The organism is Streptomyces sp. NPDC020597, assembly GCF_044335095.1.
GTDB lineage: Bacteria > Actinomycetota > Actinomycetes > Streptomycetales > Streptomycetaceae > Streptomyces.
Genome location: NZ_JBIRUL010000011.1, coordinates 99948 through 118848 on the forward strand (window position 1 = coordinate 99948; position 18901 = coordinate 118848).

Below are 18901 nucleotides of genomic sequence, written 5' to 3' on the forward strand. Positions count from 1 at the left end.
GTTACCGACCTCATGGACGCTGTGACCCAGGTCCCCACCCCCGTCAACGAGCCGGTGCACGGCTACGCCCCCGGCTCGCCCGAGCAGGCCCGGCTGGAGGCCAAGCTCAAGGAACTGGCCGACAATCCGATCGACCTGCCCTGCACCATCGGCGGCGAGCGCCGTATGGGCGGCGGAGAGCGTTTCGACGTCGTCCAGCCGCACCGCCACAAGGCCCGCCTGGGCACCTACGCCAACGCCACCCGCCAGGACGCGCAGGACGCCGTCGACGCGGCCCTCGCCGCCGCGCCCGCCTGGCGCGCGATGTCCTTCGACGACCGTGCCGCGATCATCCTGCGCGCCGCCGAGCTGCTGGCCGGGCCGTGGCGGGAGACGCTCGCCGCGTCCACGATGCTCGGCCAGTCGAAGACGGCGCAGCAGGCGGAGATCGACTGTCCCTGCGAGCTCGTCGACTTCTGGCGCTTCAACGTGGCCTACGCCCGCCAGATCCTGGCCGAGCAGCCCCCGGCCAACTCCCCGGGCGTCTGGAACCGTCTCGACCACCGCCCGCTCGAGGGCTTCGTCTACGCGATCACGCCGTTCAACTTCACGGCGATCGCCGGCAATCTGCCGACCGCGCCCGCGCTGATGGGCAACGTCGTCGTGTGGAAGCCGTCCCCGACGCAGACGCACGCCGCCGTGCTGCTGATGCGGCTGCTCGAGGAGGCCGGGCTGCCCAAGGGCGTCATCAACCTGGTCACCGGCGACGGCCTGGAGGTGTCCGAGGTCGCCCTGAACCACCGCGACCTGGCCGGCATCCACTTCACCGGTTCCACGAAGACCTTCCAGCACCTGTGGAAGACGGTCGGCGCCAACATCGAGAAGTACCGGACCTACCCGCGTCTGGTCGGCGAGACCGGCGGCAAGGACTTCGTCGTCGCCCACCCGAGCGCCGACCGCGCCGTGCTGAAGACGGCCCTCACCCGGGGCGCCTTCGAGTACCAGGGCCAGAAGTGCAGCGCGACCTCCCGGGCCTACATCCCGGCGTCGATCTGGAACTCCGGCTTCAAGGAGGAGTTCGCCGCCGAGGTCGACTCCCTGACGATGGGCGACGTCACCGACCTGTCGAACTTCGTCGGCGCCGTCATCGACGAGCGTTCCTTCGCCAAGAACAGGGCGGCCATCGACCGCGCCGCGGCGGACCCGACCTGCACGGTCGTCGCGGGCGGCTCCTACGACGACTCGGTGGGCTGGTTCGTGCGCCCGACCGTCGTCGAGTGCACCGACCCGGAGAACGAGGTCTTCACGACCGAGTACTTCGGCCCGTTCCTCGCCGTGCACGTCTACGACGACAGTGCGGACGGCGCGTACGACGCCATGCTGACCCAGATGGAGTCGGTCTCGGACTACGCGCTCACCGGCTCGGTCATCGCGAACGACCGCGCCGCCGCCGCGTACACGATGGAGAAGCTGCGCTACGCGGCCGGCAACTTCTACATCAACGACAAGTCGACCGGCGCCGTCGTCGGCCAGCAGCCCTTCGGCGGCGGCCGCGCCTCCGGCACCGACGACAAGGCCGGCGCCCCGCAGAACCTGATGCGCTGGACCCTGACCCGCGCCATCAAGGAGACGCTGGTCCCGCCGACCGACTACACCTACCCCCACATGGGCTGACGGCACACGGCACACCCGCCCGGCACACCCGCGCACCCGAACGGGCCGGTCCTTCGCGGACCCGGCCCGTTCGGCGTTCCGTCGCTCGTCCGGCGTGCCCACGGGGCCGTGCCGTCTCAGATAGTAGGAAGTCCGAGTAATTGTAGAGACAGGCGCGTGCTCCTCACCTAGCTTTGTAGGAGCCGAACGTCTCGCTCGACCAAGCGAATGGCGGTCGTGAACCGGGCCCCGTGCAGGCAACCCCTGCGGGCCCGCTCCCCGCCCCTTGGGGGCGCCCCCCGCCCATTAGGCAGAGGGGGAGTCTCGCAACCCCTCAGGCACTCCCTGCATGTCGAAGGAGTCGATTTCCCATGGCCGAGACGACCGTCCGCCGCCGAGTCCGTCACGTCTCCCGTACGAGCGAGTCCGACCGCAAGAACGCCGCCGCCGCCCTGCAGCGCGCCCTCGACCGCCGCGACAACGGAGGCGAGACCGGCCACTGAGCCGGTCGGCCCCGCAGTCCGGGAGCCGCACCCGCACGGGGGCGCGGCGCGGGCGTCCGAACGGGACTTCGGACCCCGCGCCGCCCCTCGCCTCCCGCGGCCCCCGCCCCCGCTCGCCCCGCCTCGTCCCTGCCGGGTGCGCACCGCCGCGCCGCTGTCCGGATGACGGACGGTCCGTGTCATCACCTGGGACGAGGAGTAGGGTTCCCGCATGTCTCGCAGCCTCAATCTCGCAGTGATCCCCGGTGACGGCATCGGCCAGGAGGTCGTGGCCGAGGGTCTCAAGGTCCTCTCCGCCGTCCTCCCGCCGGATGTGAAGCTGGAGACCAAGGAGTACGACTTCGGCGCCCGGCGCTACCACGCCACCGGTGAGACCCTCACCGACGCGGACGTGGACGCGCTCAAGCAGCACGACGCGATCCTGCTCGGCGCGATCGGCGACCCGAGCGTCCCCTCCGGCGTCCTGGAGCGGGGCTTCCTGCTCAAGCTGCGCTTCGCCTTCGACCACCATGTGAACCTGCGTCCGTCGAGGCTCCTGCCCGGCGTGGCCACCCCGCTGGCCGGTCAGCCCGAGATCGACTTCGTCGTCGTCCGCGAGGGCACCGAGGGCCCGTACACCGGCAACGGCGGCACGATCCGCAAGGGCACCCCGCACGAGGTCGCCACGGAGGTCTCCGTGAACACGGCGTTCGGCGTCGAGCGCGTGGTCCGCGACGCGTTCGCCCGTGCCCAGGCCCGTCCGCGCAAGAAGCTCACGCTCGTCCACAAGAACAACGTGCTGGCCTTCGCCGGGCACCTGTGGACGAACGTCTTCACCAAGGTGGCCGAGGAGTTCCCCGACGTCACCACCGACTACATCCACGTCGACGCGGCCACCATCTACCTGGTCACCGACCCGGCGCGGTTCGACGTCATCGTCACCGACAACCTCTTCGGCGACATCATCACCGACCTCGCCGCGGCCGTCTCCGGCGGCATCGGCGTCGCCGCCAGCGGGAACATCAACCCGTCCGGCGAGTTCCCGTCCATGTTCGAGCCGGTGCACGGCTCGGCCCCGGACATCGCGGGCCAGGGCAAGGCCGACCCCACCGCCACGGTCCTGTCCGTCGCCCTGCTCCTGCGCCACCTCGGCTACGAGGCGGAGGCCGTCCGCATCGAGGACGCCGTCTCCGCGGACCTCGGGGAGCGCGGATCGCTGCCCGCGCGCAGCACCTCCGAGATCGGCGACGCGCTCTCCGTACGAGTAGCCGGCTGACCCGCGCCGCTCGAGAGCCTCGAAGCCGCCGGGTCGCAAGCGCGCCCGGCGGCTTCCGCATGTCCCCCGCCGGGTGTCACCATCAACCCTGGGTCGCATTCACGCCGTTTTTTGGCCCTCGTCCGGCTCTTGCGATAATCGAACGCGGAGCCGCGGTATGAGGGAATGCTCGGACGTCCTACCACCGGCCACCGGCCGTACGGACGTGAGCGCGGCCCGTCACTACACAACCGGTGAAGGACAACCACTCATGACGACGCCCACGATCGAGCTCAAGCCCTCCGCCAGCCCCACCTCCGCCGCCGAGCGGCAGGCGATCCTGGCGAACCCCGGCTTCGGCCGCCACTTCACCGACCACATGGTGACGATCAAGTGGACCGAGGGCCGCGGCTGGCACGACGGCCAGCTCGTTCCGTACGCGCCGATCCCCCTCGACCCGGCCACCAACGTCCTGCACTACGCGCAGGAGATCTTCGAGGGCCTGAAGGCGTACCGCCGCCCCGACGGCTCCGTCGCCACCTTCCGCCCGGACCAGAACGCCAAGCGCTTCCAGCGTTCCGCCCGCCGGCTCGCCATGCCCGAGCTGCCCGTCGAGACGTTCATCGAGGCGTGCGACGCGCTCGTCGCCCAGGACCTGGACTGGGTGCCCGCGCACGGCGGCGAGGAGTCCCTCTACCTGCGGCCCTTCATGATCGCGACCGAGGTGGGGCTGGGCGTCAAGCCGGCCAACGAGTACCTCTTCCTGGTCATCGCCTCGCCCGCCGGCGCCTACTTCCCCGGCGGCGTGCAGCCGGTCTCCATCTGGGTCTCCGAGGACCACGTGCGCGCCGTCCCCGGCGGCATGGGCGACGCCAAGACCGGCGGCAACTACGCCGCCTCGCTGCTCGCGCAGGCCGAGGCCGCCGCGCAGGGCTGCGCCCAGGTCTGCTACCTCGACGCGGTCGAGCGCAAGTGGGTCGAGGAGCTCGGCGGCATGAACCTGTACTTCGTGTACGGCGACAAGATCGTCACGCCGACCCTCACCGGCTCGATCCTGGAGGGCGTCACCCGCGACAGCCTCCTCGCCGTGGCCCGCGACCTCGGCTACGAGGCCGCGGAGGGCCGTATCTCCGTCGACCAGTGGCAGCAGGACACCGCCGACGGCGCCCTCACGGAGGTCTTCGCCTGCGGCACCGCCGCCGTGATCACCCCGGTCGGCACGGTCAAGCGCACCGGCGCCGAGTGGCAGCAGTCGGGCGGCGAGCCCGGCGAGGTCACCCTCAGGCTGCGGCAGGCCCTGCTGGACATCCAGCGCGGCACGGCCGAGGACAAGCACGGCTGGATGCACCGGCTGGGCTAGTCGACCCACCCCTCCTTCCAGGGCCGTCCCCGAGCGGGGGCGGCCCTGCGGTGTTCCCGGGGCCCGGACCCGTCCACCGTTGTTAGAGCGTTGCTCGAAAAGTTCCTCGCTCACCTTCTGATCAAGCGGTTGAACAGTTTAGAGTGACGCTCGAACTGAGGGAGGCAAGGTGCGACTCACCCCCACGGAACGCGACCGGCTGCTGCTCTTCGGCGCCGCCGAGCTCGCCCGGGCGAGAAGGGCCCGCGGGCTGCGGCTGAACGTGCCCGAGGCCACCGCCCTCGTCGCCGACACGGTGTGCGAGGCCGCCCGGGACGGCGTCCGGCTCGCCGAGGCGATCGAACGGGCCCGCTCGGTCCTCGGGCCCGATGACGTGCTGCCGGGCGTCGCGGACGTCGTCACCGAGGTGCACGTCGAGGCGGTCTTCGACGACGGCACGCGGCTCGCGGTGGTGCACGACCCGATCGGCGGCGGCCTCGGCGAGCAGGCGCCCGGCGCGCTGCTGCCCGGACCCGGGTACGCCGAGCCCGGACCGCAGGTGCGGCTGACCGTCACCAACACCGCCGACGTGCCCGTCTCCGTCACCTCCCACTTCCACTTCTTCGAGGCCAACCCGCGCCTGGCCTTCGCCCGTGCCGAGGCCTACGGGATGCGGCTCGCCGTCCCCGCCGGGGCCTCCGTGCGCTTCGGTCCCGGGGAGCGCGCCGAGGTGGGGCTGGTGCCGATCGGCGGCGACCGCGTCGCGATCGGCTTCGCGGGCCTGGTCGACGGACCCCTGGACGCGCCGGGCGCCAGGGAAGAGGCGCTGCGCCGGGCGGCCGCCTGCGGCTACCTGGGCGCCCACGAGGGGACGTCGCGATGAACCCGCACGCCTACGCCGCCACCCACGGCCCCAGGGCCGGCGACCGCGTCCGCCTCGGGGACTCCGGGCTGGTCGTGCGCGTCGAGTCCGACTCCCAGCGCCCCGGCGACGAGTTCCTCGCCGGGTTCGGCAAGACCGCCCGGGACGGACTGCACCTCAAGGCCGCAGCGGTCCGCGCCACCTGCGACGTCGTGATCAGCAACGTCGTCGTGATCGACGCCGTGCAGGGCGTGCGCAAGACGTCCATCGGCATCCGCGAGGGCCGCATCCACGCCATCGGCCGGGCCGGGAACCCCGACACCCTCGACGGCGTCGACGTCGTGGTGGGCACCGGCACCTCCATCGTCTCCGGCGAGGGGCTGATCGCCACCGCCGGGGCCGTCGACACCCACGTCCATCTGCTGTCCCCGCGCATCATGGAGGCCTCGCTCGCCTCCGGGGTGACCACCGTCATCGGGCAGGAGTTCGGGCCGGTGTGGGGTGTCGGCGTCAACTCGCCCTGGGTGCTGCGGCACGCCTTCAGCGCCTTCGACGCCTGGCCGGTCAACATCGGCTTCCTGGGCCGGGGCTCCTCCTCCGCCCCCGCTCCGCTCGTCGAGGCGCTCGCCGAGGGCGGCGCCTGCGGCTTCAAGGTGCACGAGGACATGGGCGCCCACACCCGTGCGCTGGACACGGCACTGCGCGTCGCCGAGGAGCACGACGTGCAGGTCGCCCTGCACAGCGACGGGCTGAACGAGTGCCTGTCGGTCGAGGACACCCTGCGCGTGCTCGAAGGGCGGACCATCCACGCCTTCCACATCGAGGGCTGCGGCGGCGGGCACGTCCCCAACGTCCTCAAGATGGCCGGCGTGCCGAACGTCATCGGCTCCTCCACCAACCCCACCCTGCCCTTCGGCCGGGACGCCGTCGCCGAGCACTACGGCATGATCGTCTCCGTCCACGACCTCAAGACCGACCTGCCGGGCGACGCCGCCATGGCCCGCGACCGCATCCGCGCCGGCACCATGGGCGCCGAGGACGTCCTGCACGACCTGGGCGCGATCGGCATCACCTCCTCCGACGCGCAGGGCATGGGCCGCGCCGGCGAGACGGTCCGCCGCACGTTCGCCATGGCCGGGAAGATGAAGGCCGAGTTCGGCGCGCCCGGCGACGGTCACGACAACGAGCGCGTGCTGCGCTACATCGCCAAGCTGACCGTCAACCCGGCCATCGCCCACGGGCTGTCGCACGAGGTCGGCTCCATCGAGGTGGGCAAGCTCGCCGACATCGTGCTCTGGCGGCCCGAGTACTTCGGCGCCAAACCGCAACTGGTGCTGAAGTCCGGCTTTCCCGCGTACGGGGTGGTCGGCGATCCCAACGCCGCCACCGACACCTGCGAACCGCTCGTTCTCGGACCGCAGTTCGGCGCACACGGCGCCACGCCCGCCGAGCTGTCCGTGGCCTTCGTGGCCCGGGCCGCCCTCGACCGCGGCGACGACCGGATGCCGACCCGCCGTCGCCGGGTCGCCGTGCACGGCACCCGCGGGATCGGCCCGGCAGACCTGCGCCTGAACTCCCGTACCGGGACGGTCGACGTCGACGCGCGCACCGGCCTGGTCACCCTCGACGGAGAGCCGCTGCGCTCCGAACCGGCCGAATCCGTCTCCCTCAACCGCCTGTACTTCCTCTGACGTCCCCCGACGCTCCCTGACGCCCCCCGCGCTCCCTGACGGCCGCCGACGTCCGCCGACGTCCCCCGGCCCACCGACCTCCTCCGACTTCTTCCAAGGACCCGGACATGAGCACACCCGCCGCCGACGGCTTCCGCATGCCCGCCGAGTGGGCCCCGCACGCCCGTACATGGATGGCCTGGCCGGGCCCCAACCCCACCTTCGACGACCCCGACGGCCTCGCCGCCGCCCGCGCCGCATGGGCCGAGGTGGCCCGGACCGTCCGCCGCTTCGAGCCGGTGACGATGGTGTGCGGGCCCGGGCAGTCGGCGCACGCGCGCACCCTGCTCGGGCCGGGCGTGGAGACGGTCGAGCGCGACCTCGACGACGCCTGGATGCGCGACATCGGACCCACTTTCCTGACGAACGGCCGTGAACTGGCGGCCGTGGACTGGACGTTCAACGGCTGGGGCGCCCAGGCGTGGGCCCGCTGGGAGCACGACGCCGAGATCGCCGCGCACGTCGCCGATCTCGCCGGCGCCCGCAGATACGCCTCGGACCTGGTGAACGAGGGCGGCGCGATCCACGTCGACGGAGAGGGCACCGTTCTGCTGACCGAGACCGTCCAGCTCGGCCCGGAACGCAACCCCGGCCGCACGCGCGCGGACGTCGAGGCCGAGATCCACGCCATGCTCGGCACCCGCAAGGCGATCTGGCTGCCCCGCGGCCTCACCGGCGACTACCCCCCGCACGGCTTCGGCACCCTCGGCCACGTCGACATCGTCGCCGCGTTCGCCCGCCCCGGGGTCGTCGTCGCGCACGTCCAGCCGGATCCGGCGCACCCCGACCACGAGGTGACCCGGGAGGTCGTCGCCCTGTTGAAGGCGCAGACGGACGCCCGGGGCCGCCGCCTGCGGGTCGTCGAGGTCCCCGCGCCCACCGCCCTGGAGGCCGACGGACACTGGGCCGACCACTCCTACATCAACCACTACCTCTGCAACGGCGCGGTGGTGCTCTGCGGCTTCGACGACCCCCGCGACGAGATCGCCGCCGGCATCTTCCGCAGGCTCTTCCCGGAGCGGACGGTGATCCTGGTCGACGCCCGTACGATCTTCTCCGGCGGCGGCGGCATCCACTGCGTCACCCAGCAGCAGCCCACGATCTAGGAGCACCGGATGCCGCGTGCGCGCAGGAACGCCCCGCCCCGCGAGGACGTGCTGGCCGCGGCCATGACGATGATCGCCGAGCGGGGTCTGGAGAGGCTGACGATGGCCGCACTGGGCCGCGAGGTCGGCATGAGCAGCGGACACCTTCTCTACTACTTCCACTCCAAGGACGAGCTGCTGATGCAGACCCTGGAATGGAGCGAGGGCCGTCTCGGCGCCGAGCGCGCCCGGCTGCTGGCGCGTCCCGGCTCCGCGGGCGAACGGCTGGACGCGTACGTCGGTCTGTACGTCCCGGACGGTCACCGCGACCCGCACTGGACGCTCTGGCTGGAAGTGTGGAACCGCTCGCAGAACGCCGACGACGCGGCCCGCGACCGGCAGGCCGCCATCGAGGGCGCCTGGCACCGCGATCTGGTCGCCCTGCTCGCCGAGGGAATCTCGCGGGGCGAGTTCCGGCCCGTCGACCCCGACCGCTTCGCCGCCCGGCTGCGCGCGCTGCTCGACGGCTTCTCCATCCACGTGGCCATCGGCCTGCGCGGCGCGGGGCGGGAACAGGCGCTCGGGCACGTCGGCGAGTTCCTCGATACGGCCCTGCTCGCATCCTGAGACGCGCCGTGAACACCCGGGCGGCCTGTGCCAGACTGCCTCCGTGCTCTCGTTCGCCACGATTATTGGCAGCAGGCGCGCCGGTCCGCAGTGACCGCCACGTACGACCAGGTACGGGCGGCCCTCGTCGTCCTCGACCCGCGCGCAGACCTCTCGCACCCGCGAGGGGTTTTTCGCTTTTCTGGCCCACCCGCAGCCGGGAGCGAGAGCGCGAGGGAGCATGGGGGGATGGTGGAGCCGGTCATTCCGGTAACGACCGAGGTCCAACACAGGAGTCTTGAGACCATGACCGCAACCAGCGAACTCGACGATTCGTTCCACGTCTTCGACACCACTCTGCGGGACGGCGCCCAGCGTGAGGGCATCAACCTCACCGTCGCCGACAAGCTGGCCATCGCCCGTCACCTGGACGACTTCGGAGTGGGCTTCATCGAGGGCGGCTGGCCCGGGGCCAACCCGCGCGACACCGAGTTCTTCGCCCGCGCGCAGGAGGAGATCGAGTTCAGGAACGCCCAGCTCGTCGCCTTCGGCGCGACCCGCCGGGCCGGCGCGAAGGCCGCGGAGGACCCCCAGGTCAGAGCGCTGCTGGAGTCGGGTGCGGGAGTGATCACCCTGGTCGCGAAGTCCCACGACCGGCATGTGGAGCTGGCCCTGCGCACCACGCTGGACGAGAACCTCGCCATGGTGAGCGACACCGTGTCCTTCCTGAAGGGCGAGGGCCGCCGGGTCTTCGTCGACTGCGAGCACTTCTTCGACGGCTACCGCGCGAACCCCCAGTACGCGAAGGCGGTCGTGCGGGCAGCCGCCGAGGCCGGCGCCGACGTGGTCGTGCTGTGCGACACGAACGGCGGCATGCTGCCGGGGCAGGTGCAGGCGGTCGTCTCCACCGTCCTCGCCGACACCGGCGCCCGGCTCGGCATCCACGCCCAGGACGACACCGGCTGCGCGGTGGCGAACACCCTGGCCGCGGTGGACGCGGGCGCGACGCACGTGCAGTGCACGGCGAACGGCTACGGCGAGCGGGTCGGCAACGCCAACCTCTTCCCGGTGGTCGCCGCCCTGGAGCTGAAGTACGGCAAGCAGGTGCTGCCCGAGGGGCGGCTGCGCGAGATGACCCGTATCTCGCACGCGATCGCCGAGGTCGTCAACCTCACCCCCTCCACGCACCAGCCGTACGTCGGCGTCTCCGCCTTCGCCCACAAGGCCGGCCTGCACGCCTCGGCCATCAAGGTCGACCCCGACCTGTACCAGCACATCGACCCCGAACAGGTCGGCAACACCATGCGGATGCTGGTGTCCGACATGGCGGGCCGCGCCTCGATCGAGCTCAAGGGCAAGGAGCTCGGCGTCGACCTCGGGGGCGACCGCGAACTCGTCGGCCGGGTCGTCGAGCGGGTCAAGGAGCGCGAACTCCGGGGCTACACCTACGAGGCGGCGGACGCCTCCTTCGAGCTGCTGCTGCGCGCCGAGGTCGAGGGCAGCCCGCTGAAGTACTTCGAGGTGGAGTCCTGGCGGGCCATCGTCGAGGACCGCCCCGACGGCAGCCACGCCAACGAGGCCACCGTCAAGCTGTACGCCAAGGGCGAGCGGATCGTCGCCACGGCGGAGGGCAACGGCCCTGTCAACGCCCTCGACCGCGCGCTGCGGGTGGCGCTGGAGAAGCTCTACCCGCAGCTGGCCAAGCTCGAGCTGGTGGACTACAAGGTCCGCATCCTCGAGGGCGTCCACGGCACCCAGTCCACCACCCGCGTCCTGATCTCCACGACGGACGGTGCGGGCGAGTGGTCCACGGTGGGCGTCGCGGAGAACGTGATCGCCGCCTCCTGGCAGGCCCTCGAGGACGCGTACACGTACGGACTGCTCAGGGCGAGCGTGACGCCGGCGGAGTGACCGGGTCCGCGGGACGCCCCGGCCGGGCAGGGAGGCCGGGGCGTCCCGCTGTCCTGACGGGACGTCTTGACGGCGGTGTGCGACGCCATTTAACTCACGGCGTGATCTAAGTCATGAGTGAATCGTGCGTGCCTGACGTGCCCGACGTGCCCGACGTGCCCGACGTGCCACTGAGACCCGAGAGCCGAGGGAAGGTCCATGCCAAGGGATCGGTCCGTACCGAGAACTGCCCTGCTCGTCTCCACCGCCCTGTTCGCCGCCCTGCTGTCACCGGCCGCCTCCCGCGCCGCCGACGACCCCGCCCCCACCCCCGTCGACCGCTTCGAGGGCGAGGTGCCGTTCGCCGCCCAGCCCGCCGAGGGCATCTTCACCTGGGGGAGCGACGCCGACGACCCGCCCACGCTGCGGCTCGCGGAACGGCCCGACGCCCCCGACGGGCAGCAGGTCCTCGCAGGCTCCTACGCGATCAGCGGCTGGGGCGGCTTCACCCACGACTACGCCGCGACCGGACCCGCCCACGACTGGTCCGCCCACCGCGGCATCCGGTTCTGGTGGGAGGGCCGCGGCACCGGCGCCAAGGTCGGCTTCGAGATCAAGGACGGCGGCGCCCACGGCGAGGCGTCCGAGCTGTGGACGACGTCCTTCACCGACGACTTCACCGGCTGGAGGCGGATCGAGATCCCCTTCTCCGACTTCGCGTACCGCACCGACTACCAGCCCGTCGGCGGCATCGACCATGTCCTCAGCCTCACGCAGACGTGGGGCTACGCCGTAACCCTCCCCACCGGGGCGGGCGGCGGGTTCGCCATGGACGGCGTGGAGCTCTACGACCGCGCCGACCAGTCGCTGCGCGCGTCCGTGACCACCGACGCCGCCGTGTACCCGGTGAAGGAGGGCGCCGCGGCCACCGTCCGCGTCACCCTCGCCACCACCGGCGCGGCCCCCGTCGACCAGCCGGTGACCGTCGCCTACCGCACCGCCGGCGGCACCGCGTCGGCCGGCGCCGACTACACCCCGGTCTCCGGCACGGTCACCTTCCCCGCGGGCACCGCCTCCGGCGCCTCCCGCACGATCAGGGTCCCGACCCTGAAGGACCGCACCGCCGAGGCCGCCGAGACCGTCCCGCTGCAGCTGACCGTCACCGGCGCCAAGCCGCCCGCCGAGACCCCGCAGGTCGTCGTCGACGCGCACGGACTGGCGTACCTGAACGCCGCACTGCCGGTGAAGCAGCGGGTGAAGGACCTGCTCTCCCGGATGTCCCTGGCGGAGAAGGCCGGCCAGACCACCCAGGCCGAGCGCGGCGCGGTCACCGCCCCCGCAGACATCGCCGGCTACGCCCTCGGCTCGCTCCTGTCCGGCGGCGGCTCCACCCCCACGCCCAACACCCCCCAGGCCTGGGCGAAGATGATCGACGCCTTCCAGCTCCGGGCGCAGGCGACCCGCTTCCAGATCCCGCTGATCTACGGTGTCGACGCGGTGCACGGCCACAACAACCTGTCGGGCGCCACGGTCATGCCGCACAACATCGGCATCGGCGCGACCCGGGACCCCCGCCTCGCCCAGCGCACCGCCGCGGTGACCGCCGCCGAGGTCCGGGCCACCGGAGTGCCCTGGGACTTCGCGCCCTGCCTGTGCGTCACCCGCGACGAACGCTGGGGCCGCTCCTACGAGGCCTTCGGCGAGGACCCGGCGCTGGTGAAGTCCATGGAGACGGTGATCCAGGGCCTCCAGGGGGCCCGCGACGGCCGTGACCTGAAGAACGACGACAAGGTCCTGGCCACTGCCAAGCACTTCGTCGGCGACGGCGGCACCACGTACGGCTCCTCGACCACCGGCGCCTACACCATCGACCAGGGCGTCACCGAGGTCACCCGGCAGCAGCTGGAGGCCGTCCACCTCGCGCCCTACCAGGACGCGGTCGACCGCGGCGTCGGCACCGTCATGCCGTCGTACTCGTCCCTCGACATCGCCGGCGACGGCCGGGGCCCGGTGAAGATGCACGCCCGCGCCGACCTGCTGACCGGCGTCCTGAAGGGCCGGATGGGCTTCGACGGCTTCGTGATCAGCGACTGGAACGCCATCGACCAGCTGCCGGGCGACTACGCCGCACGCGTGCGCACCGCCGTCGACGCCGGCGTCGACATGATGATGGTCCCCTACGGATACAAGGAGTACAGCGCCGCCCTGATCGCCGAGGTGAGGGCCGGCCGCGTCAGCGAACGGCGGCTCGACGACGCCGTCTCCCGCATCCTCACCCAGAAGTTCCGCCTCGGTCTCTTCGAGCAGCCGTACGCGGACACGAGCGGCGCCTCCCGCATCGGTTCCGCCGCCCACCGCGACGTCGCCCGGGCGGCCGCCGCCGCCTCGCAGGTGCTGCTGAAGAACGACGGCGGAGTACTGCCGCTGAAGAAGTCCCAGAAGGTCTACGTGGCCGGCTCCAACGCCGACGACATCGGCAACCAGACCGGCGGCTGGACGATCACCTGGCAGGGCGCGTCCGGCGACATCACCCCCGGCACCACGATCCTGGAGGGCATGCGCAGGGCGGGCGGCGCGATCACGTACTCCAAGGACGCCTCCGCCCCCCTGACCGGCCATGACGTCGGCGTGGTCGTGGTGGGCGAGACGCCGTACGCCGAGGGCGTCGGCGACGTCGGCAACGGCCACGACCTGGAGCTGAGCCCCGCCGACCGGGCGGCCGTGGACCGGGTCTGCGCGGCGATGACCTGCGCGGTCCTGGTCGTCTCCGGACGTCCGCAGCTGATCGGCGACCGGCTCGGGCGGATCGACGCCCTGGTCGCGAGCTGGCTCCCGGGCACCGAGGGCGACGGCGTGGCCGACGTGCTCTACGGCCGGCGCGCCTTCACCGGGCAGCTCCCCGTCACCTGGCCGCGCTCCGAGGCCCAGGTGCCGATCAACGTCGGCGACACGGCCTATGACCCGCAGTACCCGTTCGGCTGGGGTCTGACGACGCTGGCCGAGACCCCGCGGGGCGCGACGGCCACTCTCAAGGCGCTCCGCCGCGCGGCGGCCGCGGCCGAGCGCGCGGGCTCCGACGCGGCCGGCCGGGCCCTGGTGACCAGAGCCCGGCTGATCGTCCAGCAGAAGGCCGGCGACAGCCTCACGGCAGGGGTCTCGAAGCCCTTCGCCGACGCGGACCGACTGCTGCTGAGCGGCCGCTACGGCGCGGCGGTGGAGAAGCTGACCCAGGCGTACCGGGCGGCCTGAGGCCGTTCGGCGCCGCACACAGCCGACTGGTTTGGTGGGCTTCGGGTAGTTTCGAGGTATGAAGGTCGTGTCAACGGCCCGGAGCCCCCTCTCCCTGATGGCCGCGCTGGTGCTCGCCGTCCTCGCCCTGCTGACGGCGGGCGCCCCGCGCGCCGACGCGGCCACCAGCGTGTCGGCCGTCGCCGAGGCCCTGCGCGAGAGCCCGGTCTACGTCGACCCCGGGGCGAGCGGCCAGCTGTCCCAGGCGGACGCGCACGCCCTCCAGCAGCGGATCGAGGCCGCAGGCAAGCCGCTGTTCATCGCCGTCCTGCCGGCCGGATACCCCACGGCCGACCTCTTCACGGACCTGCGCACCGCCACCGGCGTCACCGGCGCGTACGCGATCCGCCTCGGCGACCGCTTCGACGCCCGGGCCGACTCCTCGGTGCTCTCCCGCACGGCCGTCCAGAACCTGGTCACGAGCGTCCGCGCGCAGAGCGACGCCCGGACGCAGCTGGCCGACTTCACCGACCGCGCCCTGCTGAACATGGGCGGTTCGGCCCCCGCGAGCTGGGGCTCCCGGGACGGCGGCGGGGTCTCGCAGGCCGCGCTGATCACGGCCGGTGTGGTGCTGGCCGCGGGCGGGGCCGGCGCGTACACGCTGGTGCGCCGCAACCGCCGGCGGCGCGCGGCCGAACAGCGGGCCGCCCTCGACCGGCTCCGGGTCGTCGTGGACGAGGACATCACCGCGTTCGGCGAGGAACTCGACCGGCTGGACTTCCACCCGGCCGAGCCGGGCGCCGACGACGCCATGCGCGCCGACTACGAACGCTCCCTCGACGCCTACGAACAGGCGAAGTCGGCCATGGCGGCGGCCGCCCGGCCGGAGGACGTCCGCGGTGTCACCCAGGCCCTGGAGGACGGCCGCTTCTCCCTCGCCCTGCTCGCCGCCCGCCGGGAGGGCCGGCCGCTGCCCGAACGCCGTCCGCCCTGCTTCTTCGACCCCCGCCACGGCCCCTCGGTCGGCGACGCCACGTGGACGCCGCCCGGCGGGGCCGCGCGCGAGGTCCCGGTGTGCGCGGCGGACGCGACCCGGCTGGCCGACGGACGCGACCCGGTGATCCGCGAGGTCGACAGCGACTACGGACGCCGCCCGTACTGGGAGGCGGGCCCGGCCTACGGTCCCTGGGCGGGCGGCTACTTCGGCGGCGGCATCCTGCCCGGCCTCCTCGTCGGCACGATGCTCGGCTCCATGATGGCCACCCCGTCCTACGCCGGCGACTACGGCGCCGGGTACGGCGACTTCGGCGGCGGGTACGACGGCGGCGACGTCTCCGGAGCCGATTTCGACCCCGGCGACTTCGGCGGCTTCGGCGGTGGGGGAGGGGACTTCGGCGGGGGCGGCGGGGGCGACTTCGGCGGAGGGTTCTGATCCCGGCGGAGGATGCGGCCCCGCCCGACGGCCGCCGTCGCGGCTCGGGGCAGCCGCCGGGACCCGTCGAGACTTGTTCAGTCCTGCGCGGCGGCCTTGGCGAAGCCCAGCAGGCCGTCGAAGTCGATCGCGCCGGGGTCGCCGTGCGCGTTCTCGGGCACGTGCATGTGTCCGCAGACCCCCTTGAACGCGTTCCAGCGCTCTCCGCTCATGCGCTGGCCGCCGCCGTTGCCCGCCGACTTCGGGTAGGCGGGCCACAGCGCCGGGCCGCGCAGCGGCACATGGTGGTGGATGTTCATCCAGGCCAGGTACTGGGCGACGGCGCGCAGCGCCCACTCCGGGGCCTTCGGCCAGTAGACGTGCGCCTGGCCGCGGGCCGTCCACTTGGCGTGCAGGCTCGGATCGCAGGTGCCGACGAGTTCCACCTGGCAGACGTTCAGGGTGTTGGTCTCGACGCCGCCGCGCAGGTTGGCCAGGGCGCGGGAGGAGATGTCGATGTCGAAGTGCTGGTACCACTTCAGCTTCCTGGCGGCGAAGTCCGGCACGGCCGTCAGGTTGGGCGCGACGGAGCCGCCCTGGTAGTCGGGCAGCGAGCGGCCCTCGGTGGTGTGCAGAACGACGACGTTGACCTCCATGCGGTCGCCGCCGAAGTCGTCCTGGTACCAGTGGTCGCGGTTCGCTCCGGGGTAGTGCTGGGGTCCGGTCCTGGTGCTCATACCTCGTGACTGTGACACAAGGCACAAAAAGGGGCCGGAAGCTCTTCGCTTCCGGCCCCTTTCTGCCGTTTTCCTCCGTATCGGGTCAAGCGCTTACGCGTTCTTGATCGCCGAGATGTCGAAGTTCAGCTTGATCTTGTCCGAGACCAGTACGCCGCCCGTCTCCAGCGCCGCGTTCCAGGTCAGACCCCACGCGGAGCGGAGGATCTCGGCCTTGCCCTCGAAGCCGACGCGCTCGTTGCCGAACGGGTCCTTCGCGGCGCCGTTGAACTCCAGGTCGATGGTGAGCGGCTTGGTGACGCCGAGGATGCTCAGGTCGCCGGTGACGCGGTAGTCGTCGCCGCCGGCGGACTCGACGCCGGTGGAGCGGAAGGTCATCGCCGGGAACTCGTCGGTCTTGAAGAAGTCGGCGCTCTTGAGGTGACCGTCGCGGTCGGCGGAGCCGGTGTCGATGCTGTCCATGCTGACGTCGATGGAGGCGGTGGAGCGGGACGGGTCGGAGCCGTCCAGCTGCAGCGAGCCGCTGAAGTCGTTGAACTTGCCCTTGACGTTCGTGACCATCGCGTGCCGGGCCACGAAGCCGATCGTCGAGTGCGAGGGGTCGATCGTGTACGCGCCGGTCAGCGCGGCGAGCTCCGGGCTCACCGTGGCGACGGCGGCAGCGGCGGAGTCGTCGGTGTTCTTGCGGCCGAAGATGCTCATGGGATGCTCCTTGGGGACGGGGGAAGATCCAGTTTGTTTAACCTTCAATCACTCTCAACGCGGGCGGTCCCGGACCTATTCCGCGGGCGCCGCCGGACTCCCGGCATCACTCGACCGGCCCAAGCCGACGCGCGTCGCACACCCCGGATGTGAGGCGGATCGCACTCATGGACTTTGTGCGACCCCTACAAGCGCCAGGCCCTCTGAGCAGTCGGAACGGCTGCACACCCGCCGGGTTCTGTTCGGTGGTACCAGGAAAACGCTCCGGAGACTGTACGGAGTCGACGTCTCCCTTTCCTTGGCGGGCTTCGTAAGGTCGCTACATGACCGTTTTGGAAGAGACGACGGGCGAGCAGAGCGCAGAGCCTTCGGAGCCCACGGACGCGCGCGGCCGGGTGGCCGAGCTGCACGAGATCCGTGCCCAGGCCCTGGCCGGTCCGAGCGAGAAGGCGACCCAGGCGCAGCACGCCAAGGGCAAGCTGACCGCCCGGGAGCGGATCGAGCTGCTCCTGGACCCGGGGTCCTTCCAGGAGGTCGAGCAGCTGCGCCGGCACCGCGCGGTGGGATTCGGCCTCGAGGCGAAGAAGCCGTTCACCGACGGTGTGATCACCGGCTGGGGCACGGTGGAGGGCCGCACGGTCTTCGTCTACGCCCACGACTTCCGCATCTTCGGCGGCGCGCTGGGCGAGGCCCACGCCACGAAGATCCACAAGATCATGGACATGGCCATCGCGGCCGGGGCTCCGCTGGTCTCGCTCAACGACGGCGCCGGCGCCCGTATCCAGGAGGGCGTCTCCGCGCTCGCCGGCTACGGCGGCATCTTCCAGCGCAACACCAAGGCCTCCGGCGTCATCCCGCAGATCTCCGTGATGCTCGGCCCGTGCGCGGGCGGCGCGGCCTACAGCCCCGCCCTGACCGACTTCGTGTTCATGGTCCGCGAGACCTCGCAGATGTTCATCACCGGGCCGGACGTCGTCAAGGCGGTCACCGGCGAGGAGATCACGCAGAACGGCCTCGGCGGCGCGGACGTGCACGCCGAGACCTCGGGCGTCTGCCACTTCGCCTACGACGACGAGGAGACGTGCATCGCGGAGGTGCGCTACCTCCTGTCGATGCTGCCGCAGAACAACCGCGAGAACCCCCCGCGCTCCGAGGCCGGCGACCCCGCCGACCGCCGCGGCGACGTCCTGCTCGACCTGGTCCCGGCCGACGGCAACCGCCCGTACGACATGACCAAGGTCATCGAGGAGATCGTCGACGACGGCGACTACCTCGAGGTCCACGAGCGGTGGGCGCGCAACATCATCTGCGCGCTGGCCCGTCTGGACGGCCAGGTCGTCGGCATCGTCGCCAACCAGCCCCAGTCCCTGGCCGGCGTGCTGGACATCGAGGCCTCGGAGAAGGCCGCGCGGTTCGTGCAGATGTGCGACGCCTTCAACATCCCGATCGTCACCCTGCTGGACGTCCCCGGCTTCCTGCCCGGCGTCGACCAGGAGCACGGCGGCATCATCCGCCACGGTGCGAAGCTGCTGTACGCCTACTGCAACGCGACCGTCCCGCGTATCTCGCTCATCCTGCGCAAGGCCTACGGCGGCGCCTACATCGTCATGGACAGCCAGTCCATCGGCGCGGACCTTACCTACGCGTGGCCCACCAACGAGATCGCCGTCATGGGCGCCGAGGGCGCGGCCAACGTCATCTTCCGGCGGCAGATCGCCGGCGCGGAGGACCCCGACGCCATGCGGGCGCGCATGGTCAAGGAGTACAAGTCCGAGCTGATGCACCCGTACTACGCGGCCGAGCGCGGCCTCGTCGACGACGTCATCGACCCGGCACAGACCCGCGAGATCCTGATCCGCTCGCTGGCGATGCTCCAGTCGAAGCACGCCGACCTGCCCTCCCGCAAGCACGGCAACCCTCCGCAGTAACCCGGCGGACCCCT

General features: G+C 71.9%; 14 protein-coding genes. 12 read left to right on the forward strand and 2 right to left on the reverse strand.

Translation table 11 applies throughout. The annotated features are described in order from the left end of the window. The first annotated feature begins 12 nt into the window (after positions 1 to 12). The 11 genes from pruA to ACH4ZA_RS20910 all read left to right on the forward strand — a co-directional run bounded on the left by pruA (position 13) and on the right by ACH4ZA_RS20910 (position 15541). On the forward strand, positions 13 to 1653 hold the full coding sequence (gene pruA / locus ACH4ZA_RS20860) for an L-glutamate gamma-semialdehyde dehydrogenase (RefSeq protein WP_398430910.1): 1641 nt from the start codon (positions 13 to 15) through the stop codon (positions 1651 to 1653). Positions 1654 to 2003: 350 nt separating this feature from the next. Then, complete coding sequence (locus ACH4ZA_RS20865) at positions 2004 to 2135, forward strand: hypothetical protein (RefSeq protein WP_015493350.1); 132 nt, start codon at positions 2004 to 2006, stop codon at positions 2133 to 2135. Between the two features lie 211 nt (positions 2136 to 2346). Continuing rightward, complete coding sequence (locus tag ACH4ZA_RS20870; protein ID WP_398430912.1) at positions 2347 to 3390, forward strand: 3-isopropylmalate dehydrogenase; 1044 nt, start codon at positions 2347 to 2349, stop codon at positions 3388 to 3390. Between the two features lie 250 nt (positions 3391 to 3640). Then, entirely contained in the window at positions 3641 to 4729 is a 1089-nt protein-coding gene (locus tag ACH4ZA_RS20875; RefSeq protein ID WP_319277486.1) for a branched-chain amino acid aminotransferase, read from the forward strand. 169 nt (positions 4730 to 4898) lie between these two features. After that, positions 4899 to 5591 carry an urease subunit gamma gene (gene ureA, locus ACH4ZA_RS20880; RefSeq protein ID WP_319277485.1) on the forward strand — a complete coding sequence of 231 codons (693 nt, stop codon included), beginning with the start codon at positions 4899 to 4901 and terminating at the stop codon, positions 5589 to 5591. Next, the gene (locus tag ACH4ZA_RS20885) at positions 5588 to 7261 is read left to right on the forward strand and encodes an urease subunit alpha (RefSeq protein WP_398430914.1); all 1674 of its coding nucleotides are present in this window, start codon (positions 5588 to 5590) and stop codon (positions 7259 to 7261) included. Before ureA ends, ACH4ZA_RS20885 begins: the two co-directional genes overlap by 4 nt. A gap of 107 nt (positions 7262 to 7368) precedes the next feature. Beyond that, positions 7369 to 8406 carry an agmatine/peptidylarginine deiminase gene (locus ACH4ZA_RS20890; RefSeq protein ID WP_398430915.1) on the forward strand — a complete coding sequence of 346 codons (1038 nt, stop codon included), beginning with the start codon at positions 7369 to 7371 and terminating at the stop codon, positions 8404 to 8406. A gap of 9 nt (positions 8407 to 8415) precedes the next feature. Continuing rightward, complete coding sequence (locus ACH4ZA_RS20895) at positions 8416 to 9012, forward strand: TetR/AcrR family transcriptional regulator (protein ID WP_398430917.1); 597 nt, start codon at positions 8416 to 8418, stop codon at positions 9010 to 9012. A gap of 285 nt (positions 9013 to 9297) precedes the next feature. Next, positions 9298 to 10902, forward strand: a complete 1605-nt coding sequence (cimA, locus tag ACH4ZA_RS20900) for a citramalate synthase (RefSeq protein ID WP_319277479.1) — start codon at positions 9298 to 9300, stop codon at positions 10900 to 10902. A 198-nt stretch (positions 10903 to 11100) separates the two neighbouring features. Continuing rightward, positions 11101 to 14130 carry a glycoside hydrolase family 3 protein gene (locus ACH4ZA_RS20905; protein ID WP_398430918.1) on the forward strand — a complete coding sequence of 1010 codons (3030 nt, stop codon included), beginning with the start codon at positions 11101 to 11103 and terminating at the stop codon, positions 14128 to 14130. Positions 14131 to 14188: 58 nt separating this feature from the next. Beyond that, positions 14189 to 15541: a hypothetical protein gene (locus ACH4ZA_RS20910; protein WP_398430920.1), complete on the forward strand. Its 1353-nt coding sequence runs from the start codon at positions 14189 to 14191 to the stop codon at positions 15539 to 15541. Between the two features lie 77 nt (positions 15542 to 15618). On the opposite strand, the gene ACH4ZA_RS20915 is transcribed toward ACH4ZA_RS20910, so the two are convergent. Both ACH4ZA_RS20915 and ACH4ZA_RS20920 read right to left on the reverse strand, forming a co-directional pair. Continuing rightward, complete coding sequence (locus tag ACH4ZA_RS20915) at positions 15619 to 16257, reverse strand: hypothetical protein (RefSeq protein WP_319277472.1); 639 nt, start codon at positions 16255 to 16257, stop codon at positions 15619 to 15621. A 93-nt stretch (positions 16258 to 16350) separates the two neighbouring features. Continuing rightward, the gene (locus tag ACH4ZA_RS20920) at positions 16351 to 16959 is read right to left on the reverse strand and encodes a YceI family protein (protein WP_398430922.1); all 609 of its coding nucleotides are present in this window, start codon (positions 16957 to 16959) and stop codon (positions 16351 to 16353) included. Positions 16960 to 17282: 323 nt separating this feature from the next. Between ACH4ZA_RS20920 and ACH4ZA_RS20925 the strand changes: the two genes are divergently transcribed. After that, complete coding sequence (locus ACH4ZA_RS20925; RefSeq protein WP_319277468.1) at positions 17283 to 18887, forward strand: acyl-CoA carboxylase subunit beta; 1605 nt, start codon at positions 17283 to 17285, stop codon at positions 18885 to 18887. Positions 18888 to 18901: the final 14 nt, after the last annotated feature.